The following is a 26,792-nucleotide window of genomic DNA, read 5'->3' on the forward strand; positions in this document are numbered from 1 at the left end:
CACACTGCAAAACACGGCGTGATCCCTCTTCAGGGACATCCGTACATGAACGGAGGAATGGAATGTCGGTCGCCCGGCAGGCCCGCTACACCAGCGGCACGAAGGAGACACCGAGGATTTCCCGGGCTTTGATGTTGCCCCCGGTGTCCTTTTCCACCAGGTAGAGCTTCTGATAGCTGTAGGGCTCTCCCACCGGGATGACCAGTCTGGATCCGGGCTTGAGCTGCTCTATGAGCGGTGAAGGAATATGACTGGCGGCAGCGGTGACGATGATGCCATCATAGGGCGCATGCTCGGGCCAGCCCTCGTAGCCGTTGCCTGTCTTGAGATGGATGTTGTCGTAGCCAAGCTCCCTGAACAGTCGCTGCGCGGTGGAGCTGAGTTCCGGCACCACCTCCACGCTGTACACCTCTTTGCACAGCCGGGAGAGGATGGCGCTCTGGTAGCCGGAACCGGTCCCGATTTCCAGCACCCGGTGTTCCGGCCTGGTCCGCAGCAAATCGGTCATCAGGGCCACGATGAAGGGCTGGGAAATGGTCTGGCCGTGACCGATGGGCAGCGGGCCGTTGTCAAAGGCGGCATGTTTCAGGTGATCCGGGACAAAGGCGTCCCTTGGTACCTCACGCATGGCGTCCATGACCCTTGGGTCCAGATGATTCCGGCCGATCAGCTGGCGGGTGTAGGCCACCTCCCTTTCGATGTCCTCGATCATGCGCTGCTGCCCGTTCTTCCTGTTCATGTACCCTCCTCCCAGGATGCGAGATACTCCCGCTGTTCCGGTGTCAGCTCATCGATGGCAATGTCCATGGCTGCCAGCTTGAGTCGGGCCACTTCGCTGTCGATTTCCTGTGGCACTCCGTGAACCCGTTTCTCCAGGGCCTGCCCGTGGCGGGCCAGGTATACTGCACAGAAAAGCTGGTTGGCAAAACTCATGTCCATGGCAGCCTCCTCATCCCCTGTTCTACCTATTATCTCCCCCTTCGAGGTTCCGGATGGCCGAGTTGCGACAGGATGGCACGGGTGGTCAGAGGGAGAGAAAGCCGTCCGGGGCCAGGCTGGTGGCCAACATCACCGCATTGATATCCAGATGTTCCTTCCAGGTTGCAGCCTCCCGGTTGAGGGGATCGAGCCAGAAGGCCTCGATCTCTCCGGCCAGGGACTGATAGCCCCTCAGGCGGCCCACCACTTCCGGCAGGCGACCGTGACTTTCATACTGTTCAGGCTGTTGGCAGGTCGATCGATGGAGCCGCTCCATGGCCCGCAGGCCGATGGCGAGCCCGAATTCCCGAAACGGCAGCCGGTACGGTGCCGGCAACCGGAGGGGTTCGGTGAGAACAAAAGCGTGCAGGCCAGCCGCAGCGCTGTCCACTATGGTCGTGAGCAGTCCAGGCTGATTGAATCCACACTGGATCATCATCTGCGCCAGCTTCCAGCCGTCGGTCAACAGCCCGCCAATGCCCAGCGCATCATCGGTTGCCCAGTTCCGGTCCCGGCAGATCTCCGCCAGTTCCCTGATCTCGTTGCCAAGATCCACAGCCGCGGGATCGGTTTCGCCCTCTGGCAGGCAAAGCTGGAGCTGGTTGTAGGTGATGTAGCCGTCCAGGGGATCATGCTGCCCCATTGAGGGCACCAGTGGCCGGCTCAGGTCGATGCTCATCTTCCAGTACATCCGCCGGGGACCACCGGAAGGAGGCAGGTAGGTGAAGCGAGCGTGGACGGCCCTGGCCATTTCCACCGCCCAGCGGTTATAGGTGGGATCGCCCGTGACCCGGCTCAACCGGTTCAGAGCGTGCATCCACTTGGTCAGATAATGGAAGTACTGGCCGTCCCGCTTCCACTCCAGGGCTTCGTCAAAAGGATCTCCGGGAGCACGTTCATTCATTTTCTTGCCGATGCGCAGGCCGCCGATGGTGGGATGGTGCTCGCCTTCCGCCTCGCCAAGACCACTGATCCAGCCTTTGCGTGCGTCATCGGGTCGATGGCGCCCCAGGGTGTGATGTACCTGGTCCACCAGGGCCAGAGCCAGGTCCAGATATTTCCGCTCACCGGTCTGGTCATGAAGTCCCAGGAAATTGCAGACTGCAAAGGCGTCGGTCCACAGGTACCGCCGGGGCTGTTCCGTGGCCGGTGACAACCCGGTCCGGCGGGCAAACTCGATCATCAGCTCTTCAATCATGGCCTGTTCCTCCAGACCTCATCCCCGCATTCCGAAGACATACCTTTCTCTCCGGTTCATCACCGTGAAGACGCCACCGGAGAATGCCACAGGCTCAAGAGTGCCGGATCAGCCATGCACGAAACCGACTCTGCACCCCCAGGAACAAAGAACGATAAATAAACAGAGATGAGCCGCACCACCCGATCCTTCCCGGCAGGGAGTCGAGCCGGTGACTGATATATTTAACACCCATGCACGCTCCCACGACCTGCACAACAAAACATGAAAGCTGTTGTCCCCCTGGAGGATGGAACAAGACTTTCACATAAAAAGTAATCATCAGCAGAATCGAGTAGGGTGAGGCAAGTTAATTACGCTTGCCTCATCCCTCTCACAGAACCGTACGTACGGGTCTCGTATACGGCTCCTGTTTATTTTCCTTCATATTGAAACAGAGATTCCAGTAGATACAGCACCAAGATCAAAGAGACCCAAGCCCCGGTGTAAATATCCGTTGGGCAGGGCATAATGGCTCAAAGGACTTGCCGCATTGGCCCAGGAGTTCATTTTGATCGCATCAAACTTCCCCCTGTATCCAAGCTGCCTCAGCCTGCGGTGAAGCCGATTGGGCTTCTTCCACAATTTCAGCTGGATGGCTCGCAGTCTTCTCCGAATCCATCTCATCAGCCTTGAAAATTCTCCTGTGCAGTTCGCTATCCGGAAGTAGTTGGCAAATCCCCTCAAGAGCGGATTGAGATCTGCAATCACTTTCTCAAGATTCACCGGGGAATTACGCCGGGTCATTGCCTTGACCTTTGCCTTGAAAGACTTAATCTTGCCTCGCTGGATTTGCGTATACTGAGAGCATACGGATACTCCCAGAAAGTTTACGCCCCGACTGCTGTGGCAGATATGGGTCTTTTCACGGTTGACAGTCAGCAGCAATTCTCCTTCAAGATAGTGCCGTGCCTGCTCAAGAGCATTCTCGGCCGCTTTCTTTGATTGGCACAGAATCAGGATATCGTCCGCATAGCGGACTATTCGGTGGCCACGATTCTTCATGAATTGATCAAAAGAATCGAGATACACATTGGCTATCAGAGGGCTGATCACGCCGCCCTGTGGACTGCCGATCTCGCTAGCCGTAAATCCCGAATCCGTCATTACACCGCTCTTCAGAAACTTCTCCAGGAGACCGAGGATACTCCCGTCCCTGATCCGGCGACGAAAGGCGCTGAGGATGAGATCATGGTCCAAGGTGTCAAAGCATTTGGACAGATCCATATCAACTACCCACTTTCGATCGTAGTCACGGATAAACATCGTCGCCTTGGATATCGCCTGATGACAACTGCGGCCTGGGCGATAGCCATAGCTCGACGGGTGGAAATCCCGATCGAATATCGGCAGGAGAATGTCGAGCAGTGCCTGCTGCACTACACGGTCACGGACTGCTGGAATACCGAGCAACCGAACTCCTCCGGTTGGCTTGGGTATCTCTACCCGGCGCACGGCCAGTGGCTGGTAACTCTTTTCCCACAGTTCCTTCAGGAGACAGTCGATGTTGGCTTCGGCTGATGCGGCAAAGTCCTTGATGGACTGGCCGTCTATTCCGGCAGCTCCCTTCGCAGACCTCACCTTCCCAAACGCCTTGTGCAGAGCGTCCCTGCTCAGCATCCGGTCATACAGACTGTACCAAACGTCAACCATGCTCCTGTCCTGCGTCCCCATCCCTCCACTTCTGCCTGGAATCCCCGGGTCTTCACCCAAATGAGAGCGCCTTCTATCCCAATGGGCAATGTACGCTCAACTGTTCAGGTTACTCCGATGAACGGCCAAAATCAGCAGACGGCCTCTCACAGCATACCGCCGAAAATGTGCCCCGCCCCGTCGGGCAGCTTGTGTTCTGACTCCAGACCTCCATGATCTTCAGGGAACCTTCAAATAAACTTCATCCCTTCGCAACTGATACCGCTTTTGGCAAATACCAGCCCCTGTCAAACAACGCTGACAGGTCATCCCGGTTTTATCCTCCACGCTGTTACCAGGCTTCTCCGGCCGGGATTTCATCACTACTACGGAATCATCTGCCACCTCCCACCGCTTCGGTAGGCCTTGGATCTCTCCTTGAACCTTCCTTAACTCTCGTACTGCAAGTACGCTAGGAGGCTTCCCCGGTTAAGGCGAACTCCCGGTGAGCAATCCCATCCTCAATCACGCCAAAGGTCTGACCAGGTATCGGGCTTCACGCTATTGTGCACGCTTACCCACCTATGACGCCGAATCAGGTTCACTTACGCTATGTACCGCTCACTTCCTATCGCTTCCTTCAGACCCTGCCGTTGCCAGCAACGCCCTTGCGATTCGGATTGTCTTCCCCCTGGTCGGGGTGACGCCTGCGTTCCGCAGGCTGGGTTTGCCCGCCATGCCGGGCAAATCGAGTAGGGTGAGGCAAGTTAATTACGCTTGCCTCATCCCTCTCACAGAACCGTACGTACGGGTCTCGTATACGGCTCCTGTTTATTTTCCTTCATATTGAAACAGAGATTCCAGTAGATACAGCACCAAGATCAAAGAGACCCAAGCCCCGGTGTAAATATCCGTTGGGCAGGGCATAATGGCTCAAAGGACTTGCCGCATTGGCCCAGGAGTTCATTTTGATCGCATCAAACTTCCCCCTGTATCCAAGCTGCCTCAGCCTGCGGTGAAGCCGATTGGGCTTCTTCCACAATTTCAGCTGGATGGCTCGCAGTCTTCTCCGAATCCATCTCATCAGCCTTGAAAATTCTCCTGTGCAGTTCGCTATCCGGAAGTAGTTGGCAAATCCCCTCAAGAGCGGATTGAGATCTGCAATCACTTTCTCAAGATTCACCGGGGAATTACGCCGGGTCATTGCCTTGACCTTTGCCTTGAAAGACTTAATCTTGCCTCGCTGGATTTGCGTATACTGAGAGCATACGGATACTCCCAGAAAGTTTACGCCCCGACTGCTGTGGCAGATATGGGTCTTTTCACGGTTGACAGTCAGCAGCAATTCTCCTTCAAGATAGTGCCGTGCCTGCTCAAGAGCATTCTCGGCCGCTTTCTTTGATTGGCACAGAATCAGGATATCGTCCGCATAGCGGACTATTCGGTGGCCACGATTCTTCATGAATTGATCAAAAGAATCGAGATACACATTGGCTATCAGAGGGCTGATCACGCCGCCCTGTGGACTGCCGATCTCGCTAGCCGTAAATCCCGAATCCGTCATTACACCGCTCTTCAGAAACTTCTCCAGGAGACCGAGGATACTCCCGTCCCTGATCCGGCGACGAAAGGCGCTGAGGATGAGATCATGGTCCAAGGTGTCAAAGCATTTGGACAGATCCATATCAACTACCCACTTTCGATCGTAGTCACGGATAAACATCGTCGCCTTGGATATCGCCTGATGACAACTGCGGCCTGGGCGATAGCCATAGCTCGACGGGTGGAAATCCCGATCGAATATCGGCAGGAGAATGTCGAGCAGTGCCTGCTGCACTACACGGTCACGGACTGCTGGAATACCGAGCAACCGAACTCCTCCGGTTGGCTTGGGTATCTCTACCCGGCGCACGGCCAGTGGCTGGTAACTCTTTTCCCACAGTTCCTTCAGGAGACAGTCGATGTTGGCTTCGGCTGATGCGGCAAAGTCCTTGATGGACTGGCCGTCTATTCCGGCAGCTCCCTTCGCAGACCTCACCTTCCCAAACGCCTTGTGCAGAGCGTCCCTGCTCAGCATCCGGTCATACAGACTGTACCAAACGTCAACCATGCTCCTGTCCTGCGTCCCCATCCCTCCACTTCTGCCTGGAATCCCCGGGTCTTCACCCAAATGAGAGCGCCTTCTATCCCAATGGGCAATGTACGCTCAACTGTTCAGGTTACTCCGATGAACGGCCAAAATCAGCAGACGGCCTCTCACAGCATACCGCCGAAAATGTGCCCCGCCCCGTCGGGCAGCTTGTGTTCTGACTCCAGACCTCCATGATCTTCAGGGAACCTTCAAATAAACTTCATCCCTTCGCAACTGATACCGCTTTTGGCAAATACCAGCCCCTGTCAAACAACGCTGACAGGTCATCCCGGTTTTATCCTCCACGCTGTTACCAGGCTTCTCCGGCCGGGATTTCATCACTACTACGGAATCATCTGCCACCTCCCACCGCTTCGGTAGGCCTTGGATCTCTCCTTGAACCTTCCTTAACTCTCGTACTGCAAGTACGCTAGGAGGCTTCCCCGGTTAAGGCGAACTCCCGGTGAGCAATCCCATCCTCAATCACGCCAAAGGTCTGACCAGGTATCGGGCTTCACGCTATTGTGCACGCTTACCCACCTATGACGCCGAATCAGGTTCACTTACGCTATGTACCGCTCACTTCCTATCGCTTCCTTCAGACCCTGCCGTTGCCAGCAACGCCCTTGCGATTCGGATTGTCTTCCCCTGGTCGGGGTGACGCCTGCGTTCCGCAGGCTGGGTTTGCCCGCCATGCCGGGCAAACACACAAAAGCAAGCGCGGCAACAGGGGCCGCGCCTGCTGATATAACACGGAAAGACAGGCTGTTGTGCGCGGGTGGATAAGGGCGGATCCGGGCGGATCCACTTTCTGTTATGGAAAGAGCTGCCACAGGATAATGGGTGGGGGTGCAAAGCCCGGAGCGCATTTCTCTTCCGGCCAGAAACGGTTGCCGGGCTGCCGCTGGCAGTGGTGGGAACCACAGTCGATCACCCCCCGTCGGCACAGGGTCCGGCGCCACTCGTACTTGATGAATTTGACCAGTACCGGCTTTCCGGCCGCCCTGAAGTTCACCCGGCGAGCGGGCGACCAGGCGGATTCGCCGAAACCGGTGCCGGCGAAATTCCGCTTCTGCGACCGGAAGTGGTTGCGTCCCGACAGGTCGGACGGCAGGCTGTAGCGGCGCTCATGTCTCCGCTGTTTCTCGGGAAAGACAGCCACCCCGATGACTCCCATGGCGCTGCGATCACCCCAGGCGGCAGCATACGAATCCGATACGTTGGTGAAATAAAACCGACTCTCCCGTTCGAGGCTGGTCCGCCAGCCACTGTACTCGGCCGTTGCCCATGGCCCCAGGACATAGAGCGGCTCATTGGAACAAAGATCGGAACGGCGGCCGGAAATAATATTGCGTCCATCAACAGCAATCACCACCCCGATCCTCTCACCGGAGTTGTTCCGGATACGGATACGGTAACGCTCATCCCGGCGGACCGCGATATAGCTACGCAAGGCCCGTCCGGTGGACGGGGCCGGATACTGTTGCAGCTCGCCCCGGTGATCGGAGACAACCTCGACATCAATGGAATAGTGGTTCAGAGAACGGGCCTCGGTCTGCATGGTCCAGGTTAGAATCAGGGTAATGGCAACGGAAAATAACAGTGTTTTCTTGTTTTTCATAATTTCCTCCCTGCACCGGCCAGGCCTGGCTGCCCTGATCCGGCTGCTTGATGAACAATGATCGGCCTGTTTGTCTCCAACATTAGGGCAGCAGCCTGAATGAAAAAAGACGATACGGGGCCAAACAGGGAGAAATTGAACCCGATGTCGGGTCGTCATGAATGAAAAAACAACAAGATAGAACAAAAGGCGCCGACTGTACGGAAGTACCGGTAACCGGACCTGAACAGGAGACTAACAGGGTTTACAGATGCTGCAGAACCATGATCGCCTGGACAACATGCCAGGAGGCGTCGGGAAAGATATCAGTTTATCCCTCTGCCTCAGCATTCGTTTAATTGAACTGTGTGTCCAGGAGGACAATGCAAATAATCGTATACTAAATATGCAATTTTCTTGTTCACAGGCGGACGCTTTGCTATACCCATAAAAGAGGTACTTGAAAAAATCCCGATTGATACCGGCAGGCTGCCGTCTTTTTCCTGCCATATCCACAGCAAACAAGCCTGGTTCAACCTGTGGCATTCTCTTCCGGCTCAACCGGTTCGGGGAAATTGCCAGGTCTGTAATCTGTTTGCCGGCCGCAGGTCCTTCAAACCGAGCATCACTGCAAGTGGCCCGGTCTCCTGCGCTTGAGCAGACGCAACCACAGAAAAACAATGAACAGCTCCATATTTCTGATCGCAGGCCTGCTGGGCCTGGCCATTCTTGTTCTCTTTCTGATCCTCAGAAAACGTTCTGCAGGGTCTCCACCGGCAGAAAAAACAGAAGCTCCCATCCCGCCCCCCACCCAGGAGCAACCGGTCGTGACCGAAGAACAGGAGGAGGAAGTTGAAGACGGAGAGATTGAACCGGTTGCCGAAGAAAAGGTCCCTGAAGCTGAAATCCCGGCAGAGGAGGATTCTGCCGGGGAAAAGGCCTCTGTCGAACCTGGTGTTGCCGAACTGACGGAACAAACTGCCCCGCCCGAAGAATCCCAGGGGGAACAGCCCGCCGTCACCCTGTCGCTTGGTCTGTATGAACAGCGGCTGATGGGCTACCGGGAACAGCGTCTCCGCGACCTGACCAGGGCCATGGAAGAGGAGAATGAAGCGCAGCGGGAACAGCTCCAGGCGGAACTGGTGGTGGTCACCGAATCGCTGAACTTCCTCGAAATCAGCTATGAACAGGAACTCGCCTGCCGGAAGCAGGCCCTGGAAGCTCTGGGCCAGATGGATCTGGCTTCGGAAGAGTATGAACAGGCCAGGGTGTCCATCGAAGAGGATGATACCGCTGTTGCCGGCCAGATACTTGATGATGTCGCGGCCAGAAATCCCTCCCGGGCCGCCCAGGCAGCCTACCTCAGCGGTCGCCTCGCCGAGTGCCGGGTCGATCTCAACAGGGCCATGGATCGATATGAACAGGCCGTGACCCTGGACGACAACACTCCGGAATATCTCCGGACCGCTTCCGCACTGGCCAGAAGACTGTACCGCCATAAGAAGGCACTGGCCTGGTCCCACCGCCTTGTCGAGCTACTGGAGGACGAAGGCGAGCACACGGTGGAACTGGCCCTGGCCCGCCGCGACCTGGCGTACACCTCGGCCCTTGTGGGACAGCACAAGCAGGCCGGCAGCCTCTACAAACAGGCCATGGTCAGCCTGTCCAAACTCAAGGGCAGCGACGATCCGGAACTGGGCATCTGCTGGCTTCAGATCGGCAAACTGCAGGAAGCCCTGGGCCGGTATGAAAAAGCAGAAGATGGTTATGTGAAGGCCCTGGCCATTGTGGAGAAGGTGGATGGCCACGTGGCCCTGGGAGAAATCCTGGAAAAACTTGCCGGGCTCTACATGGAACTGGAGCGGGAAAAAGAGGCCATTCCCCTGTTGGAACGCCTCTGCGCCGTGAAGGAACAGTCGAGTAACCCGGACCGGGCAAGCCTGATCATGGCCTACAACAACCTGGCCGAGGCCTGCAGGATCTGCGGCAGGTATGCCCAGGCCGAGGAAAACTACCTCCGCAGCCTGGCCATAACCGAAGACCTGCGCGGCCCCGACCATCCGGCCGTGGGAAGCATACTCCAGGAACTGGGCAAGCTCTGCCAGCGACAGGGGAAACAGGACCAGGCCGAACAATACCGCCAGCGTGCCTCAGCCATTTTTCAGCGCCTCATGGAGGAAGAAGAAAAGGCCGGTCGACAGCAGGCCAGCCTGACCCTGCAGGAATAATCCCGATCCACTGCAACGCTTAACTGTAGCCGTTTCACATAGTAGCGCTTGTTCGTTCGGGCGGAGCTACTTGATCTCGGCCCAGGAAGCCGAAACGCTTCTGCCGGGGAAGTGAGCATGGAATGATATTAGGCGCTTTTTATCCTGCCAAAGCCGAAGGATATACAGACAAAACGCACTCAATTTACTGTTTTTACGTTGTCAACACAAGGGACTGGGGCAGGTTATCCAGACCTGTATAATTACTTGTTATGTGTTGCGAAAATTACTAGGAAGTAAAAAGTGATAAAGAAGATCGAAATTGAAAACATCAAAGGTATTGGGGCAGACACACCAAATAAATGTTTTGAGTTTGACCTTTATCCCAATAAGCCAAATATTTTTGTTGCGCCAAATGGTTTCGGGAAAAGCTCGCTAGCTATTGCTTTTAAGTCCTTAAATCAAAACAGGATTAACCTTGATAGCGATCATCACTATGAAGAAAATGAAGATAATGTTCCGTCAATAGAAATATCATACATAGATAATGATGGGGTTTTGCAACTGAAAACAGCTACAAACAATTCAAATGAAATTAAGGATACATTTGGATGGTTTGTAATCAACAGTCAAGTTTTCGCGAAAGCAAGACAATATGGTGGTAATTTTACGGCTTCAGCCTCACTTGAAACTCCCACTATTGTTTTGCAAAGCACAATACCACAAAATATAAAAATTGGTTATTCAGTTAACAACCAAAGACATTCGTTTGGCAACAATGGCAAGGTATTACCCAATATCTCTGATATTTATGACAACAAAAAGTTTATGAAATCATTGTCCCAGGTGTTTACAACACTTGGGCGAATATCAAACCAAGGCGTCCAAAACAGAATAAACGCTTTTAAAGACAGAGTAAATGCACAACAAGGAACAAGAAACGAACTACTAGAGTGGATTGATGATAATGAATTGGAATCTCTAGATAGTATTCCAAACTTAACTATAATTTCGCAGCTAATAGCCTCTTTTGATTTAGGATTTGAGAATGAATCAGAAATTCATTTAAGTGCTATTCAGATTGCCAGTGATTACAATGAAAATCGGTCTCAATTCAAATCAGCGGTTAAAAGGAAAATATACGAATTAAAAAAAGAGAAATGCATAAAATTATTCAACGACTTCAATTCAAGCTGGAAGTCATTCGTACCCAAAGAAAAAAACGGAAAACTAATTGCTGAAATACCAAAAACAATACACATATCAAATGGCCAACGAGATATAATGTGCTTTGTGGCATTGTTAATACAGGCTGAAATCAAGCTTACCAAAGAAAACAGTATTCTTATTATTGATGAAATTTTTGATTACTTAGATGATGCTAATTTAATTGCAGCCCAATATTACATCACAAAGTTAATAAAAAAATTCAAAACTAATGACGGGAAAAAAATTTATCCGATTATTTTAACGCACCTCAATCCACATTTTTTTAAAAATTTTACATTTAGCAATCAGAAAGTATTTTTTCTTCAACAAAAAGAAGCCAAAACAAATGAACATCTAAAAAAAATTCTAATAAAAAGGGAAGATCCATCTATTAAAGAGAACCTAGCAAAATACCATCTTCATTTTGACCCAACTGGCATCAACATACGGACTGAATTTGAAAATTTAGGGCTAAAACCAACGTGGGGAGTTTCTTCTAATTTTGAAACATACATCGATGAACAGTTTTCATTATACCTTGCCGAAGAGACTGTTTATGATCCCCATGCTGTCTGCTGTGCTATCAGGAAGAAAGTCGAAGAATTGGCATATAATCAACTAGATGATGCTATATTTAAAGATGAATTCTTAACCACCCACACTACCCCCAAAAAATTAAATTATGCTGAGGAAAAAGGCGCAATAATACCAGAAACACATTACTTACTTGGAATAATTTATAATGATGGTTTGCATTGGAAAAATAATGAATCTGCAATAGCTGGTAAGCTTGAGAACTTAACCATACGAAAAATGATAAGTGAAATACAATGACCCTGCATCAGTATTTACCTATCAGCTTGAAACCACATAACAAATCAATTAACTTGACCCGCGTGCACGCGCGTTTTCCTGAGTTTCCCTAAGCATTGTGCTACGCATAAATTTGGTTGCTAAACCCAAGGCGGGCAAGTGATCTCAAGCGTTAGGCGCTTGAAAATTGGGAGGCCAAGCGAGCTTTGATTATGAAATTAGTTTTTACTGGATCGTTTGAAGATCTCCAAGCTGCTTTAGCAGGCGTTAATGGAAAATGGGACTCTTCCCAACCCAATAAGAAAGTACTGAGGGCGCGTGGAGGTGTGCTCAACTGGTATGTATCTACTGGCACCATACAGTTACAGGGAAAGGAACCGGGGAGAACTTGGTTAGAAAATCAAGCCAAATATGCTCTTTCTCCCAGTGAATTCCCATCAGAAGAATCCGACATTGAAGCCCCGTGGGATTCCGAATCCCCAGAGGAACCAACGAATGCTGACAGTACAGAGATAACACCAGCCGAGAAATACCTTGCTGGAGCCTTCGAAGAATCTGAGCTTGTAATAGGCATCGTTACAGCTGTTGGAACTGAGACCGAACGTGTAGTAACCCCATTGACTGATCGGCTGAAACATTTTGGCTATGAAGTAGAACACATTCGCGTATCGACTCTTTTAACCGCCGAACACGCAGAAAACGAGTACGAAAGAATCAAGGGACTCATGGCGGCGGGCGATGAAATCAGAAAAAACTCCGGGAACAACGCAATTCTGGCTTATGGTGCGGCCAAATTGATCCATGAACGGCGAGACGAAAGTAAAGCTAAACGGGCCTATATAATAAATTCGCTTAAGCATCCAGATGAAGTCGGGTTGCTACGCAAAATTTATGGCCAGGGTTTTTACCTATTTGGTGTTCATGCCGACAAAGTAAGAAGGCTAAGTTATCTAACCAACGACAAGGGACTAACGCCGACACAAGCAGCCGAACTCACGGATATTGATGAAGACGAGAAAATCCCTCATGGCCAACGGACACGGGACACTTACCACTTGGCAGATTTCTTTCTGAACTTTGGAAAAAATGACGACCAAGTAAAAAACACCATACAGCGCTTTCTCGAACTGATTTTTTCCCATCCATATAAAAATCCAACCTTCGATGAATTTTCGATGTTCATGGCGTTTTCGAGCTCTGTTAGGTCAGGGGATCTATCTCGTCAAGTTGGAGCGGTAATAACCCGAAACCAGCAAATTATCGCCACTGGAGCAAATGAATGTCCGGTATCAGGGGGAGGTCTCTATTGGTCCAAGGTCGACCCGGAAACCGGTGAGGTTATTGATTCTGGCGACGGCAAGGACTACACGAGAGAGCAAGACTCAAACAAGGCTGAACAGCAGGAAATCATCCAAAGCATCCTGAGCCAGCTCATTTCAGTAGCTGGTACAGATGAAGAACTAAAGGATAGGTTTACCAAGGTTCTTGAGCAGAGCCGTATCAGCGATCTAACCGAGTTTGGACGTGTAGTGCATGCGGAGATGGAGGCCATAATTTCTTGCGCAAGGGCTGGTATCGATTGTGTGGATTCCACAATGTATTGCACCACATTTCCCTGCCATAACTGTGCTAAACATATTATTGCTTCTGGTATTTCTCGGGTTGTGTATGTCGAGCCGTACCCCAAGAGCAAAGCATTAGAGCTGCATTCGGAATCGATAGAATTGAAGACTAAGCTGGATGCGGAGATTAATACAGATCGTGTTGTATTTGAGCCGTTCACCGGAGTTGGGGCCAGACGGTTTCTAGATTTCTTTTCTATGAATCTTGGTGTGGGAAATAAACTTCGCAGAAAGAACAAGGATGGAACTACAGTATCCTGGGAGAAGAAAAATGCAAAGCTTAGAGTTCCACTTTTGCCTGCCTCATACCGTGATATAGAAGAAACTTCGGCTAGTTTGTATGCAAAAGTCACTGACGCCTAACAAGCCGCTACCTTTAGGCGAAAAAAGTCAAGCCTCTCCTTTGAAGATACAAAAATGCAATAAAAACTCCTTAAAGTCCAATGCAATCCGTTCACGACTGGCAATCCTACCAAGCTTCGGTCCTGGCCCAATCAGGGGGCGGGACGGCCATACTTTATCGGCCATGTCGGGAACACCCGGCCCGAGTGACGGATTGTGCACCTGATGATTCCGTAAAGGATCACGAGCGAATTGCGGTCATCTCCGGACCGGGGTTCACCGGACTTTTTCTTGCTGTTTTTTCTACAACATCTCTGTCATGCTGCTTTGGCCATCGTTTCGTACCTGCTTTGACAGGTAAAAAATCGTCGCTCATCAAACGCTTCTCCCGAACGATACCAACCAAATATCTTTTTGAGCAGATGCCTGGCCACAATGGTCATGGCCTTGTTTCCGGGCATTTTGGTTTCATCTTTCTTTTTGTGATAAAATTCCCCATAGAGGCGCCCTTTCTTGACCAGCGGCAGGACTATTGCCTGCAGGACTTTCCTCAGCAGTTTTCTTCCTTTTTTGCTGATTTTATTCTGGCCCTGGTATGTCCCGCTCTGCCTGGTTTTGAGATTGAGACCGGCATAGCGCATGAGTTTGCGCCAGTTAGCGAAATCAGAGAGCGGGCCGGTTTCCGCAAGCAGCCTGGCAAGATTTTTTTCAGAGATGACATGCGGTGTTGGTGGCGGAATCAACGGGTCATCCAGGCGCAGTTTCTCCAGAATCTCAACCATCTGTTCCGTGATTTTCTCTTTTCGTTCCAATACGTTGAAATAGTCGTCCAGTCGGTCGTAGAGATATTGTTCAAGCACCTGCACATATCCAGGAGGCAATACGTTCAAAACGGAACTATTGGCATCTTCCCACAAACGTTCCAAGGTGCGGGACATGATCCGCGGTGCTGCCTTTCGCATCTTCCGGCAAAAAATCTGATAACCATCATCGACTATCCGGTATGGATTGCATCCGTACTGCGCAACCAGGGCAAGACCGGAGTTGCTGTACAGAAAATCTTTTTTAAAGGAATAATCGCAGAAAAGCTCAACCAGCAACTTGCTGATCCGACAACGATGGCTGGTAATAGCAACATCGCATTCATCGCAGATTTTGTGCAGTTTTCTGAGCATCAAATATTTTTCTCCGATCATGCGGAACCTGATGACCTTATTCAGTTTTCCCAGGGTATTGATAACTCGCGGATCCTTTTTGTCGGTTTTGTTGTTATCATTGGACTCCACTACTCGGAATTTTGCTACGGACTCGGCATTGACATAGTTGGTGAAAAATCCAAGTCTCCTGGCAGTTCTCATGAGTTTATTCTGAAACTGTCCGGTCGGTTCGCAGATGATCCGCAACCCCTTTCTGCCATGCTCAAGGGCTATATCACGATAACTGATAAGCCTTTTTTCAATAATTGTCGTACGGTTGCTGCAGGTGTAGGAAAATTCAGCCCCGTCGATTTCAAAGAAAAAGCACAGGGTATCTTTGTGAACATCCACCGAAATATCGACAATATTATCCATGTTGATTTTCTGAGCAGTTCGCGTAACTTTCATTGTGGCTTCTCCTTTTGTGTTGATAGTATCCGTTGTGATCGAAACACTCACATTATACATCAGCTCTTGAAGGAGAAGCCTTTTTGCCTGGCTGCCTAATAGTATGTTCAAGCAGGACGCATTTTTCGCTCGCTGCGCTCCCTACAAATGCGCCTGTTAAGCTGGACGTTCGGCTGATTATGGATGAAGTGAGAAACGTGGCTTATAGGCAGATTTATTATTGCGTATCGCAATATAAGAAACCAATGTCAGGGCGGATTGCCTTCGACACTCCTTGATCATTTATATGCCTGAAATGTTCCATTTCGCATAAGAGTGCCTATAAGCCACAATTCTCATTTTAATTTCGATAAAATGTCTTCACTCGAAAAACTAAAACAAACAAATTCACTCAGTGATCTTGCTAAATTAATAGGATATAAACCGAACTCACTTGCTTATATTATATATAAAATACCTAATGAAAAAAAATACATAGAATTTAAAGTTCCTAAAAAAACTGGTGGTGAAAGGATAATCAAATCGCCTACTAGTAGATTAAAAAAATTACAGCGAAGGGTTGCTGATCTCCTAAATGATTGTCTTGAAGAGATCTTATCGGAAAATAAACATTCACTCTCACATGGTTTCAGGAGGAACCACTCGATTATATCAAATGCTCAAAAACATGTTAAAAAACGGCATGTTTTTAATGTTGATCTAAAAGATTTTTTTCCTTCAATAAACTTTGGTAGAGTAAGAGGTTTTTTTATCAAAAACCATCATTTTAAATTAAAACCTAAGATTGCCACAATTTTGGCTCAAATTGCGTGCCACAATAACGAATTACCTCAAGGGAGTCCATGTTCTCCGGTTATTTCAAATTTGATAGGGCATTTAATAGACATAAGGATGGTGAACCTTGCAAAAAGAGCTAAATGTACATACTCAAGATATGCTGATGATCTCACATTTTCTACAAATAAGAAAGAGTTTCCAAACATAATAGCGGTTAGAAAAGAAAATGGTTCAAATATATGGATTCCTAGCAGAACCTTAGTAAATGAAATCAAGAAAATAGGCTTCGAGGTAAACGAATCAAAAACTTCATTACAGTATAAAACTTCTCGTCAGATAACTACAGGCCTCATTGTAAATAAAAAAGTCAACATAAAAAAAGAATACTACCGAATGGCGAGAGCTATGTGTAATGAATTATTTGCAACTAACGAGTTTTACTTAAAAAGTGATATTGATGGGGAAGAGGCCAAGAAAGGAACTGTTAATCAATTAATTGGTATTGTAAACTTTATTTATTATGTGAAACGATTGCATGATAAGAGAAAACTGAACGAAAGACATTACAACCCTAGTTCAATTACAAAGCTATACAGGCGACTGTTATTTTATAAATATTTTTATGCCCTTAAGTGTCCATTGCTTATATGTGAAGGTAAAACGGATATAATCTATCTTAGATGCGCCCTTAAGCAACTCGCAAAAGATTTTCCAACACTTATAGAAAAAAAAGACGAAAAATATAACTTTAATATTGCTTTTTTGAAGTTTTCTAAACAATTGCGAGATGTTTTCGCTATAGCCAAAGGAACATCTGGTCTTTGCCGGATACTTGAAATGTATCCGAAAATAATGAGTAAATTTTATGCACCAGGAAAAGTATTTCCAGTGATAATAATTATCGATAATGATGATGGAGCAAGCAAAATAAATAGTATTTTGCAGAATAAATATAAAATCAACAATCATTGCAACAGAGAATTTAATTATATTTGTGATAATTTATATGTTGTGCATATACCTAGTCTAGAAGGACAAAATGTTTCAATTGAAAGTCTATTTAATCCGGAATTGCTAAAAACTAAAATTGATGGGAAAATATTTAATCCAAAATCATATTTGGATAAAAAGAAAGAATATAGCAAGACAGTTTTTGCAGAAAAGGTTGTTAGAATGAACCAAAACGACATCGACTTTACAGGTTTTAAACCACTTTTCAATCGAATCGAGTTAGCTATTCAAAATTACACTCAAATAAACGCCGAACACTTAGAAGGCCCCTGGTTGTCAAGAGACAAAAATAATTTTGAAGCGAAAATTAATCGCCCTTCAGCCGAAGGCTGACTGATCTTTGAAAACGCCCTGTCTTGGGTTTCATATTCGATGACAGCAATTCAGCACCAAACACTCGTCGTATCTTACGATACCACTATCGATGATCAACCCTCCGGCAGCAGGTAAGAACTTGGCTCTACCTCGGAGCGGACAAGGTGTCCGGCCGAGAATGGGCCCTCAAATTGCTCGTCGGAGGCCGGACACCTTGTCCGCGGACTCACAATAGATCCCGCTGTCGGACAGCTGCAGAAAATTACCAACTTTCCGCGTCCTAGAAACGATCACGTACCCTCATGCCGTCCCAGTCAAAGAAGCGTGGTCATGCAAAAACTCAGCATGCCGGAGTTAGTGTCGGGTTCGGGGGAGGAGCAGAACCATATCAAAGAATCAGTATGTAAACGGAGCAGGACGGACGGCCAATCAAAGCAACTGGCTGCCGAGATGCGGCATAGCACCGACCAGTGTGATTTCACCACATGATGCGTGTTCATCAATATCCGGTGCAGATACATGCTCGCTGAAAAACAACAACGGTGGCTCCAGTTAGACGTCCGGTTCATCCGTCCCCTCCAGCTCATGCGGCAAGAAATCTGTTCATATCAAACCCCTGTCTGTTTTTGAGCATAAAGTACACGGCCCTCCCCAGCTTGTGGGCCAGGATGGACAGGGCCTTGCCCTTGCCGTGCTTACTGGTGACCTTCTGGAGATAGTGCTGTCCCCGCTCGTTACCCTTGAGAAAAAGCTGCGCTGCCCTGAAAAAGCCCAGCGCAGATGGGCATTGCCGATCTTCCTGCCGGCCGTGCCATACTTTTTGCCATTGGACTCCTTGGCGCACTTGACCAGGGGGCAGTAGGAGGCGAAATCCTGCACCCTGGGAAAACGGTCGATATCCTCGATCTCATAGAGCAGGTTCAGACAGGAGTTTAACCGCTAACCCCCGGATCAGCAAAAATACCATTTAATATCAACATGATAGCTACGGCCAACCCGTAGGCCCCTTCCGTTTTACGTTTCCAGCCAATAATTTTTTCGAAAAAACCATCTGATAAATATTTTTTCTTGATCACGTAGGCCCCTACTCGTATAATATCCGTATGGCGCATATACATAAGAAAATTAAAAAGGGGCGACCCTACTACTACATCAGGGAAACCGCCAGGGTTAACGGCAAGCCCAGGGTGATCAACCAGGTCTACCTGGGCTCACCCGAGCGGATCATGAAAATGGCCGCGGGCGAGCTGTCAGGTCCGGATAGAATCCAGATCCAGGAGTTTGGCGCGCTCTGGCTGGCCAACCTGATGGACAGCGAGGTCGATATTGCCGGTATCGTCGATTCCGTTGTCCCAAGGTCCGCGCGGGAGAAAGGCCCCAGTGTAGGTGAATATTTTTTGTATGGCGTCCTGAACAGGATGGTTGACCCTCGCTCCAAAAGGGCGCTGCCCGAATGGTATTCATCAACCGCTGTTCAGCATATCCGGCCAGTGGACATAAACGCCCTTACCTCGCAGAGATTTTGGAAGAAATGGGACCGGGTCGATGCGAATCAGCTGCGGGAGATCGCCAGCCGATTTTTTCAACGTATTGCGGAGCTGGAACCTGGCACATCTGACTGTTTCCTGTTCGATACGACGAACTACTACACGTTCATGGCGAGTGATACTCCTTCCGATCTTGCCCGGCGCGGCAAGAACAAGGAAGGCAGAAACTGGTTGCGCCAGGTTGGCGTTGCCCTGCTGGTGTCCAGGAAAAGCAAGTTGCCCCTGTACTATCGCGAATACGAGGGAAATCGCCATGACTCAAAACTGTTTCTGCGGGTTATGGAGGAGCTGTTTTCGGTCATGAATACGCTCTCCGGGCGGGAGAGCGACATGACCCTGGTTATTGACAAGGGCATGAACAGTGAAGAGAATTTTGCCTTGATTGATGCCAATCCCCATGTGCATTTCATCACCACCTATTCCACCTATTATGCCGAAGACCTGATTCACGTTGATCTCAACAAGTTTCAGCCGGTTGATACGGACAAAAACCGGGTGTTGCGTGAACAAGGTCGCGAGGATGACCAGCTGGTAGCGTGGCGGACAAGCGGTGCGTATTGGGGCCAGGACAGGACAGTGGTGGTCACCTATAATCCCAGGACCGCCACCAGGCAGCGTTACGGTTTTGAGAAAAAGCTCCTGCGGCTTGGGGAAGAGCTTGCCCTGATGCGGGCCAAGGTCAATGGCGGGGAACGGAACTGGCGTAACAGAGACCGGGTTTGGCGGCGGTATGTTGAGCTTTGTGCAGGTCTTCATCTGCCGGACAACCTGTACAAGATGGAGCTGTATTTTGACAATGGACGGTTGCGCATGTCCTGTCGCAAGAATCATTACCGGATAAGCCGTTATATTGACCGGTTCGGCAAGAATATTCTTATCACCGACAACACATCCTGGACAACCGACGAGATAGTTCGAGCCAGTCTTGACCGGTACGGCGTGGAAAGTAATTTTCGGCAGAGTAAGGATACTGGCCTGGTCAGCCTGATGCCGTTACGGCACTGGACCGACAGCAAGATTCGGTGCCATATTTTTACCTGCATTGTTGCGTTGACCTATCTCCGCAGGATTGAGCTGATGGCACGTCGTGCCGGATTAGAGATGAGCTCAGCAACCATCATGGATACCATGCACAGGCTTCACTCCTGTCTGGTGTGGAACAAGGGGAGGAGAAAACCGGAGCGACTGCTTGAGGAACCGAGCGTGAAACAGGCAGCCATTCTGAAGGCGTTCGGGTATTACATTGACGGTGGGGTCTTACAAAGGGCCGGAGAGTAACTTTTTGTTTTTACAAGTTTATGCTGGAGTGTCGGTTTTTATCGGTTAAACTCCTGTCAGAGCAATGATGCGACCCACGCCAGGGATGGTCTTGGGGGGTCCTGGACGGGGGTTCTGGGGACAGGATATATATCTTTACTGCGCCAGGCCAATCTGTTACCTTTTTTGTATGGCAAGAATAGCAAGAGTTGTCTGTCCGGGGATTCCTCATCATATCACCCAGCGGGGGAATCGACGGCAGCCTGTTTTTTTCTGTGACGATGATTATCTCGCTTATATCGAGTTGATGGGGGAGTGGTGCCGTAAACATGGTGTCGGAATCTGGGCCTGGTGTCTAATGCCGAACCATGTCCATCTGGTTGCTGTGCCGCAAACGGAAACCGGGCTTGCCCGTGCCATTGGCGAGGCCCATCGCCGCTACACCAGAAGAATCAATTTCAGGGAGAACTGGCGTGGCCATTTATGGCAGGAACGATTTGCCTCCTTTCCCATGGACGAGCATCATCTGCTTGCATCAATTCGCTATGTGGAGATGAATCCGGTGGCGGCTGGGCTGGTGTCTGAACCGGGTCAATACCGCTGGAGCAGCGCCCGTGCTCATCTTGAAGGAACAGACGACCTACTGGCGTCTCCCTTCCCTTTTCCGGAACTGATCCCTCGTTGGGATGATTTCCTCCACCTGTCCACAGCCGAAGAACTTGAGAAACTGAAACGCCATGAGCATACCGGCCGGCCCCTGGGCAGCGACTCTTTCGTGGAGAGCATGGAGAAAACCCTGGGGAGAATTCTGAGACCCCAGAAACCCGGTCCTAAAAAGCGTTAGTTGGGTATCCTGTCCCCGGAACTCGCGGCCATGCCGACGGTCTCCAGGACTTCCCGGACCCGCTTTTTGCGTTTCGCCGCCGACCAGTTCTGCACCATTGCAGGGGCTATTCGATGTTTTCAAAAACCGTCAACCACCGGGCTCAGGTTGAAATCCTGGAAGATAAAACCAATATGCCGGGCAGGTATGCCATGCTCGAGGTACGGGATACCGGTGAGGACATACCCGGGGAGATCATGGCAAAAATCTTTTATCCCTACCTTACCACCAAAAGGCAAGGACAAGGGTACAGGACTGGGACTGAATAAGAAGGGTAAGGAACTTCAGAAAAACCAGGACCGGTCCCGGTGTCCTTGAAAGAATGTGGGAGAGGAAGAGATCATTTTCCCCGAGCGTAGGCTCAACGAGAACAAGGGCCTGCGGGGATCTCCCGCTGTCTCGTAGTTGATCTGCAGCCGATGGCCCTGGAGCCTGATCTCCTGTTTCATCTCTGCAAGTGGTCAATGGGGCGCATCCCCGGAAAGCCTTCTTGCGCTCCTGCCCGGTCAGCCCCACCGAAGCTGACTACCGTGCTCCGCATGGCATGGACACCGGGCCAGGAAAGTACCAGATTCCGCTCGAGTCGTCGAGAAGCCTTACCTTTTCCGCCAGAAATATGCCATGATTTCATCAATCTCTGCCGGCAGGTACTCTTCCCGCAAAAGCGCCTGTTTGTATTCGCGAAGTACGGTTGCAGCACGAAAAGCGTCATTTCCCTGGACATAGAGATGATAAAGTAATCGTACCAGTGCGTCATTTGTTGGAGCATGGGGCAGAGCCTGCCTGACCAGAGCTATTGCTTCCTCATATAATTCCTGTTCCCTCAAAATTGTGCCCCAGCTTTCAACACCACGGATATACAGGTCCAAAATTTCCGCGCTGAACCATGAGGTGACTTCGTCCACATCCGTTTCCATCGGCAAAGGCCCCTGCCAGAGCTGAAAGGCACGATGGAATGCATTGGCAGCCTGCCATTTATTTTCTTTTTTCATACAAGCAAAGCCAGTCTCTACAAAATGCTTGAATTCCACAACATCTATCTGAGCATTGGCCAGTTTGAGCATCCCTTTGTCCACCATCAGGTAGCGCTTTGCAGGGGATGGTCTCATCAGCTCATTAATAACTGTACGAAGCCGACTGATCAGAGTGTCACATCTTGATCGTGCCTTGTTGGGTGGAATGTCCGGCCAGAAGACAAGCTGAAATTCTTCAAGCGAAACCTGCTGACCCGGAACCGAGGCAAGATAACAGATCACCCGTCGCTGAGCCGGAGTCAATACCACTTTATGACCCGTATTCGCCCCGGAGTTTGACAACTCAACACGCCCCAGAACCTGTACCCTGAGCAGGGGAAAAAACTCACCGCTGTCGAGAACCCCGGAATTAAAACGACGCCTGGCAAGATGCTCAGCATAGTTTTTTTCTATGTCAAGGTGAACGGCTTTTCCAAGCAGGGGCACCATGACCTGTGGTGCCCAGCTGAAGAAATAATCAAAACCGCCCCTGCGCATCCTGCCGAGTCCCTCGAGCAGATCCGCCCGCATCTTTTTCTCATCGCCACGTTGCAGCCACAGAAAAGCCCTGTGCAGGAAGGCAGCAGCCAGGAGGTGTGCATCACTTACCTCTGTAAAAATCCTGAGGGCCTCTTCCAGACTGTTTTCCGCCTCGGCCAGCAGGCCGAGCTGGACAAAAGCCGCCCCGGTATACAAATGATGCAACCCCAGAAATCGATATCCACCGGCCCGTTCACGGTGTTTCAGGGATTTTTTTGCTGCGGCCAGAGCCTCATCCCGCTTCCCTTCACAAGCAGCGATAAAAGCTAAGAGGTACTTGTACTGACTCTGTAAATGGGGACTGCCGGCGGCATATCCTTCCTCAAAAGCCGTATTCAAAATTTCACGCCCATCACCAAGGCGGCCCTCGGCGATGGCAAAGGTTGCAGACCATGAATAAAGGAAGGCCTTGATCTGGCCCTGGGAGACCAAGTCCTTTTCTGCTTTTGCAAACAGTACCCGTTTCAAGCGGAGATAATTCTGAAAATCACCCTTGAGGGCAAGAAAGGTGATCTGGGTTTCCAGTAGATGTTGTCTGCTGGAAGGGCTGACTCCGGAGCTCTGCATGAGCGAGAGGGAGTTTTCAATCTCTCTGCTGAAGGCTTGCCAGTCTCCGCCAAAGGCATGCACGTAGAACAGGATAATGATTGAGCTGGCTGAAATTTCTTCAAAACCGTGTCGCCGTGCCCTTGCAAGGCTGAGCTCGGCAAAATATCGCGCCTTTTCAAGATCACAATGAAAGAAACAATAGCCCCCGCCCAGAGCCTGTTGAAGACGAATCCGCACGACTTCGGGCAGGCTGTCGCCATGGTCACGATACAGTTGCTCCGCCCGTTCCAGCAGCGGATAACCCTTTTTGAAAAACCCATCAACGGAGATATGAAACGCCACCAGCTGGGTGATTGAAATAATTTCCCCTAATATATCTTCCTGTTTACAAAAAAGAGCATGGGCCCTGGCAAGCAGAGGATAACTTTTTGCCGGTTGGGTGTCCATGGCCAGAGTTCCGAGGAAAAAAACCAGCCAGGCATGTTTTTGGATGAAGTCTTCCGGAATGTCATCAATATTTTTTTTAAGGGTCAGGAGCTGTTTGGTCGCCAGTAGGGTCAGACCGAAACGACGGAGAATCTCTTCCATGGCCCGGTAATCTTTTGCCAGCCGGAAATATCGCAAAGCGGTCTTCCAGTCTGTACGCTGCAGGTAATACGCGCCAGCCGCCAGATAGGCCCGCTTCTGTTCCTCCCTGCTTAATATCGCTCTAGATTTTTGCCAGAGAAACAACCGGAAAAGATGATGGAACAGTACAATACGATTGTCCGGATCCGTGTAGCTGACAAAAAAATTTTTCTCGACCAGGGTGACGAAAAACCTTTCAATATCGATGTCCGGGAATAACCCCTGAACCAGGGGTAGCGGCACTTCGTCAAAAAGAGCAAGGTACAAGAGGATATGCTGCTGATCTGCGGGAAGAAGGTCCAGGAGTTCGCCGGCAAAATAGTTGAACATTTCCAACCGAGCCGCATCATTCATCAAAGGCCCCTGAATGTCAATGGCCAAGTATATTGACCCACATAAGGCCAACAATTTTGACCCATTTCGAGGCTGAAACGGCAGCCGTTTGGCTGTATCCTCTCTCCTTTTCCCAACCATACAAACCGGGAGGAGGCAACCTTGAAGGGGTGGAACATGATACACAAAATCAAAGCGTTACATAGCAATGGGTCGGGGATGTCCATCCGTGGCATTGCGCGACGGCTGGGGATCTCCCGCAACACGGTCCGGAAGTACCTGGCCATGTCCGAAGAGGAGATCCAGGCCCGGCAGAGCAACCGTGAGAGGCGCAAGCTCCTCGATCCCCACCGGGCCTACATCCGGCATCTCATGGAGTCGTTTCCCGGCTTGAGCGCGGTGAAGATCCACCGCAAACTTAAGGAGAAACACCCTGACCTGCCGGTGTCGATCCGGACGGTGCGAAGATACGTGGCCCGGCTCAAGCAGACCTCCACGCTCAAGCAGGAGCGCTATTACGAGCCGGTTCTGGACATGGTCCCCGGGGTCCAATGCCAGGTGGACCCCGGGGAGTTGCGGGGAGTCCTGGTGGCCTGCCAGCCGACGACCGTCTACTTCGTGGTCTTTGTCCTCTCCTATTCGAGGCTGATGTACGTGGGGCTTTCTCCCCGGCCTATCGACACCGGCACGTTCATCCGCATGCACGACGCAGCGTTTCGGTACTTCGGCGGTCGGCCCGAGGAGTGCGTCTACGACCAGACCAGGCTGGTGGTGATCAAGGAACGCTACCGGGAGCTGACCCTCAACGAGCAGTTCCATGGCTATGCCACCGTAGCCGGTTTCCGGATCCGGGCCTGCGAGGGATACGACCCCGAGAGCAAGGGCAAGGTGGAAGCCGGGGTCCGGTACGTAAAGGGTAATGGACTGGCCGGGGAGCATTTCGACTCCTGGGCCGACCTGGAAGCCTATATGGCCGAATGGCTCGACGCCACGGCCAACGCCAGAAAGCACGGCAGCACTGGCGAGTCACCGCGGCAGCGCTACGAGCGGGACGAACGGCGCCACATGCGGCCCTACCTCACCCCGAGCATCGACTTCACCCCCGCCTGCCGGGAGACCCGCAAGGCGGACAAGACCGGGCTCGTCTCCTGGAAGAGCAACCGTTACTCGGTGCCCATGCGTTACCAGCGCGCCACGGTGGGGGTGCGCGAGGAGCAGGACTTCCTGGTGTTCCTGGACCTGGAGACCGGCGAGGAGATCACGCGGCACGCCCTGTGTCACGGCCGGGGCCAGGTGATCAAGAAGAAGTCCCACTACCGGGACAAGGCCCGGCGGATCGCCGACTGCGAGGCGGAGATCCAGCGCCGCCTGGGCGACGACGGCATCCGCATGAGCGCCCTGCTCAAGAAGGGCGCGCCGGACATCTACAAGGACCAGCTGACCGGCCTGATCCGCCTGCTGGACCGCCACGGGATCCCGGCCCCCCTGCTGGCGCATCTCCTCGACCAGCCGCGCCTGACCACCTCCCGCATCGAGGACTACCTGGAGGCGTACCGGAAGCGCCCGGACCTGCTCGACGAACTGCGGACAGGCCAGGAGCCCCGGGAGCGGCCGGCAGCCGCGGCCGACAGCGCCACCAGGGCCATGCTGCGCCCATACGCCGCTATCTGCGAGACAGGGGAGGTGAGCGATGCCGTCCATTGAGACCACCGTTGCCAAGTTCCGCGGCCTGCGCTGTACCAGCATCGCCGCCGGCCTCCCGGACCTGCTCGCCGCCGCCGAGACCAACGAGGTCTCATACCTGGAGTTCGCCGACATGCTGGTGGAGCACGAGCGCCGGCAGCGCAACCACAAGCGCATCCTCCGCAACCGCAAGGCGGCGGGCTTCCCCACAATCAAGCGGCTGGAGGAGTTCGACTACAGATACCAGACCACCATCACCAAGCGCCAGGTCAACGCCCTGCTCGATTTCTCCTTCATCGACAACCGCGAGAACCTGATCTTCATCGGCCCCCCGGGCGTGGGCAAGACCCACCTGGCCATCGGCATCGGCCACAAGGCCGTCGAGGCCGGCTACAAGGTCCTCTTCACCCGGGCCGCCGAACTGGTGGAGTCGCTCGACCTGGCCCTGGCCAAGGGCGAGCTCAAGGCCAGGATAACGGCCCTGGCCAAGAACGACCTCCTGATCATCGACGAGCTCGGCTACCTGCCCATGAACAAAACCGCGCTCTACAACCTCTTCCAACTCGTCAACAGCCTGTACGAGTACCGCTCCATCGTCGTCACCACCAACAAGGAGTTCACCGCCTGGGGCGACTTCTTCCACGACGACAACGTGGCGGTGCCCATCATCGACCGCCTGGTCCACCACTCCCGCGTCTTCATGCTCGGCGGCGAGAGCTACAGGCTGCGCCAGAAGCTGACAGGGTGACCGCCATGCAGGAGCGTCACGACAACGCATATCGCCTCCGTGGTCTCGACCTGGAACTCTCCCAGCCCGCTCTCCTTGCGGGCACCGGACAGGCTCTTGGCCAGGGGCCTCGGGTGGGTCAATTTTTTTGTCCG

18 protein-coding genes and 1 pseudogene are annotated in these 26,792 nt (G+C 51.3%); 8 read left to right on the forward strand and 11 right to left on the reverse strand.

Annotation, left to right across the window (positions count from 1 at the left end):
• Positions 1 to 85: 85 nt before the first annotated feature.
• The 6 genes from GF1_RS14890 to GF1_RS14915 all read right to left on the reverse strand — a co-directional run bounded on the left by GF1_RS14890 (position 86) and on the right by GF1_RS14915 (position 7,599).
• The gene (locus GF1_RS14890) at positions 86 to 739 is read right to left on the reverse strand and encodes a protein-L-isoaspartate(D-aspartate) O-methyltransferase (RefSeq protein WP_267927345.1); all 654 of its coding nucleotides are present in this window, start codon (positions 737 to 739) and stop codon (positions 86 to 88) included.
• Positions 736 to 939 (reverse strand): adenosylhomocysteinase, encoded by a 204-nt coding sequence (locus GF1_RS14895; RefSeq protein WP_267927346.1) that lies wholly within the window; start codon positions 937 to 939, stop codon positions 736 to 738. Before GF1_RS14895 ends, GF1_RS14890 begins: the two co-directional genes overlap by 4 nt.
• Positions 940 to 1,024: 85 nt before the next feature.
• Entirely contained in the window at positions 1,025 to 2,176 is a 1,152-nt protein-coding gene (locus tag GF1_RS14900) for a glycoside hydrolase family protein (RefSeq protein ID WP_267927348.1), read from the reverse strand.
• Positions 2,177 to 2,599: 423 nt separating this feature from the next.
• Entirely contained in the window at positions 2,600 to 3,868 is a 1,269-nt protein-coding gene (gene ltrA / locus GF1_RS14905) for a group II intron reverse transcriptase/maturase (protein WP_267926322.1), read from the reverse strand.
• Between the two features lie 820 nt (positions 3,869 to 4,688).
• A complete protein-coding gene (gene ltrA / locus GF1_RS14910; RefSeq protein ID WP_267926322.1) occupies positions 4,689 to 5,957 on the reverse strand; it encodes a group II intron reverse transcriptase/maturase in 1,269 nt (422 codons plus the stop codon).
• 835 nt (positions 5,958 to 6,792) lie between these two features.
• Positions 6,793 to 7,599 (reverse strand): hypothetical protein, encoded by an 807-nt coding sequence (locus tag GF1_RS14915; RefSeq protein WP_267927349.1) that lies wholly within the window; start codon positions 7,597 to 7,599, stop codon positions 6,793 to 6,795.
• Positions 7,600 to 8,258: 659 nt separating this feature from the next.
• Between GF1_RS14915 and GF1_RS14920 the strand changes: the two genes are divergently transcribed.
• From GF1_RS14920 to GF1_RS14930, 3 genes are all read left to right on the forward strand, one after another.
• A complete protein-coding gene (locus GF1_RS14920; RefSeq protein WP_267927350.1) occupies positions 8,259 to 9,806 on the forward strand; it encodes a tetratricopeptide repeat protein in 1,548 nt (515 codons plus the stop codon).
• Between the two features lie 282 nt (positions 9,807 to 10,088).
• On the forward strand, positions 10,089 to 11,828 hold the full coding sequence (locus tag GF1_RS14925) for a hypothetical protein (protein WP_267927351.1): 1,740 nt from the start codon (positions 10,089 to 10,091) through the stop codon (positions 11,826 to 11,828).
• A 191-nt stretch (positions 11,829 to 12,019) separates the two neighbouring features.
• Entirely contained in the window at positions 12,020 to 13,792 is a 1,773-nt protein-coding gene (locus GF1_RS14930; RefSeq protein ID WP_267927352.1) for an anti-phage dCTP deaminase, read from the forward strand.
• Between the two features lie 296 nt (positions 13,793 to 14,088).
• On the opposite strand, the gene GF1_RS14935 is transcribed toward GF1_RS14930, so the two are convergent.
• The gene (locus GF1_RS14935) at positions 14,089 to 15,435 is read right to left on the reverse strand and encodes a transposase (protein WP_267927353.1); all 1,347 of its coding nucleotides are present in this window, start codon (positions 15,433 to 15,435) and stop codon (positions 14,089 to 14,091) included.
• A 294-nt stretch (positions 15,436 to 15,729) separates the two neighbouring features.
• Between GF1_RS14935 and GF1_RS14940 the strand changes: the two genes are divergently transcribed.
• Positions 15,730 to 17,496: a retron Ec67 family RNA-directed DNA polymerase/endonuclease gene (locus GF1_RS14940; RefSeq protein WP_267927354.1), complete on the forward strand. Its 1,767-nt coding sequence runs from the start codon at positions 15,730 to 15,732 to the stop codon at positions 17,494 to 17,496.
• A 565-nt stretch (positions 17,497 to 18,061) separates the two neighbouring features.
• Here the strand turns inward: GF1_RS14940 and GF1_RS14945 are convergent.
• Positions 18,062 to 18,402, reverse strand: a pseudogene (locus GF1_RS14945) (transposase); the annotation flags it as partial.
• An 8-nt stretch (positions 18,403 to 18,410) separates the two neighbouring features.
• The gene (locus GF1_RS14950; RefSeq protein WP_267927355.1) at positions 18,411 to 18,554 is read right to left on the reverse strand and encodes a hypothetical protein; all 144 of its coding nucleotides are present in this window, start codon (positions 18,552 to 18,554) and stop codon (positions 18,411 to 18,413) included.
• A gap of 27 nt (positions 18,555 to 18,581) precedes the next feature.
• On the opposite strand from GF1_RS14950, the gene GF1_RS14955 reads away from it, so the two are divergent.
• Both GF1_RS14955 and GF1_RS14960 read left to right on the forward strand, forming a co-directional pair.
• A complete protein-coding gene (locus GF1_RS14955; protein ID WP_267927356.1) occupies positions 18,582 to 20,303 on the forward strand; it encodes an IS1634 family transposase in 1,722 nt (573 codons plus the stop codon).
• Positions 20,304 to 20,472: 169 nt separating this feature from the next.
• Positions 20,473 to 21,126 carry a transposase gene (locus tag GF1_RS14960; RefSeq protein ID WP_267927357.1) on the forward strand — a complete coding sequence of 218 codons (654 nt, stop codon included), beginning with the start codon at positions 20,473 to 20,475 and terminating at the stop codon, positions 21,124 to 21,126.
• Between the two features lie 635 nt (positions 21,127 to 21,761).
• Here GF1_RS14960 and GF1_RS14965 read toward each other — a convergent pair.
• On the reverse strand, positions 21,762 to 24,368 hold the full coding sequence (locus GF1_RS14965; protein ID WP_267927358.1) for an ATP-binding protein: 2,607 nt from the start codon (positions 24,366 to 24,368) through the stop codon (positions 21,762 to 21,764).
• Between the two features lie 78 nt (positions 24,369 to 24,446).
• On the opposite strand from GF1_RS14965, the gene istA reads away from it, so the two are divergent.
• Together istA and istB are read left to right on the forward strand one after the other, a co-directional pair.
• On the forward strand, positions 24,447 to 25,931 hold the full coding sequence (gene istA, locus GF1_RS14970; RefSeq protein ID WP_267926246.1) for an IS21 family transposase: 1,485 nt from the start codon (positions 24,447 to 24,449) through the stop codon (positions 25,929 to 25,931).
• Positions 25,918 to 26,658: an IS21-like element helper ATPase IstB gene (istB, locus tag GF1_RS14975; RefSeq protein WP_267926245.1), complete on the forward strand. Its 741-nt coding sequence runs from the start codon at positions 25,918 to 25,920 to the stop codon at positions 26,656 to 26,658. The genes istA and istB overlap by 14 nt, the downstream gene beginning before the upstream one ends.
• Here the strand turns inward: istB and GF1_RS14980 are convergent.
• Positions 26,628 to 26,780, reverse strand: a complete 153-nt coding sequence (locus GF1_RS14980) for a hypothetical protein (protein WP_267926244.1) — start codon at positions 26,778 to 26,780, stop codon at positions 26,628 to 26,630. The genes istB and GF1_RS14980 overlap by 31 nt on opposite strands.
• Positions 26,781 to 26,792 lie beyond the last annotated feature (12 nt).

Origin of the sequence: Desulfolithobacter dissulfuricans (assembly GCF_025998535.1) — a bacterium.
GTDB classification, from domain to species: Bacteria; Desulfobacterota; Desulfobulbia; order Desulfobulbales; family Desulfobulbaceae; genus Desulfolithobacter; species Desulfolithobacter dissulfuricans.

Coding starts and splice junctions, on each gene's coding strand:
- GF1_RS14890 (WP_267927345.1), bottom strand. CDS start 739: ATGAACAGGAAGAACGGGCAGCAGCGCATGATCGAGGACATCGAAAGG.
- GF1_RS14895 (WP_267927346.1), bottom strand. CDS start 939: ATGGACATGAGTTTTGCCAACCAGCTTTTCTGTGCAGTATACCTGGCC.
- GF1_RS14900 (WP_267927348.1), bottom strand. CDS start 2,176: ATGATTGAAGAGCTGATGATCGAGTTTGCCCGCCGGACCGGGTTGTCA.
- ltrA (WP_267926322.1), bottom strand. CDS start 3,868: ATGGTTGACGTTTGGTACAGTCTGTATGACCGGATGCTGAGCAGGGAC.
- ltrA (WP_267926322.1), bottom strand. CDS start 5,957: ATGGTTGACGTTTGGTACAGTCTGTATGACCGGATGCTGAGCAGGGAC.
- GF1_RS14915 (WP_267927349.1), bottom strand. CDS start 7,599: ATGAAAAACAAGAAAACACTGTTATTTTCCGTTGCCATTACCCTGATT.
- GF1_RS14920 (WP_267927350.1), top strand. CDS start 8,259: ATGAACAGCTCCATATTTCTGATCGCAGGCCTGCTGGGCCTGGCCATT.
- GF1_RS14930 (WP_267927352.1), top strand. CDS start 12,020: ATGAAATTAGTTTTTACTGGATCGTTTGAAGATCTCCAAGCTGCTTTA.
- GF1_RS14935 (WP_267927353.1), bottom strand. CDS start 15,435: ATGTATAATGTGAGTGTTTCGATCACAACGGATACTATCAACACAAAA.
- GF1_RS14940 (WP_267927354.1), top strand. CDS start 15,730: ATGTCTTCACTCGAAAAACTAAAACAAACAAATTCACTCAGTGATCTT.
- GF1_RS14955 (WP_267927356.1), top strand. CDS start 18,582: ATGGCGCATATACATAAGAAAATTAAAAAGGGGCGACCCTACTACTAC.
- GF1_RS14960 (WP_267927357.1), top strand. CDS start 20,473: ATGGCAAGAATAGCAAGAGTTGTCTGTCCGGGGATTCCTCATCATATC.
- GF1_RS14965 (WP_267927358.1), bottom strand. CDS start 24,368: ATGGTTGGGAAAAGGAGAGAGGATACAGCCAAACGGCTGCCGTTTCAG.
- istA (WP_267926246.1), top strand. CDS start 24,447: ATGTCCATCCGTGGCATTGCGCGACGGCTGGGGATCTCCCGCAACACG.
- istB (WP_267926245.1), top strand. CDS start 25,918: ATGCCGTCCATTGAGACCACCGTTGCCAAGTTCCGCGGCCTGCGCTGT.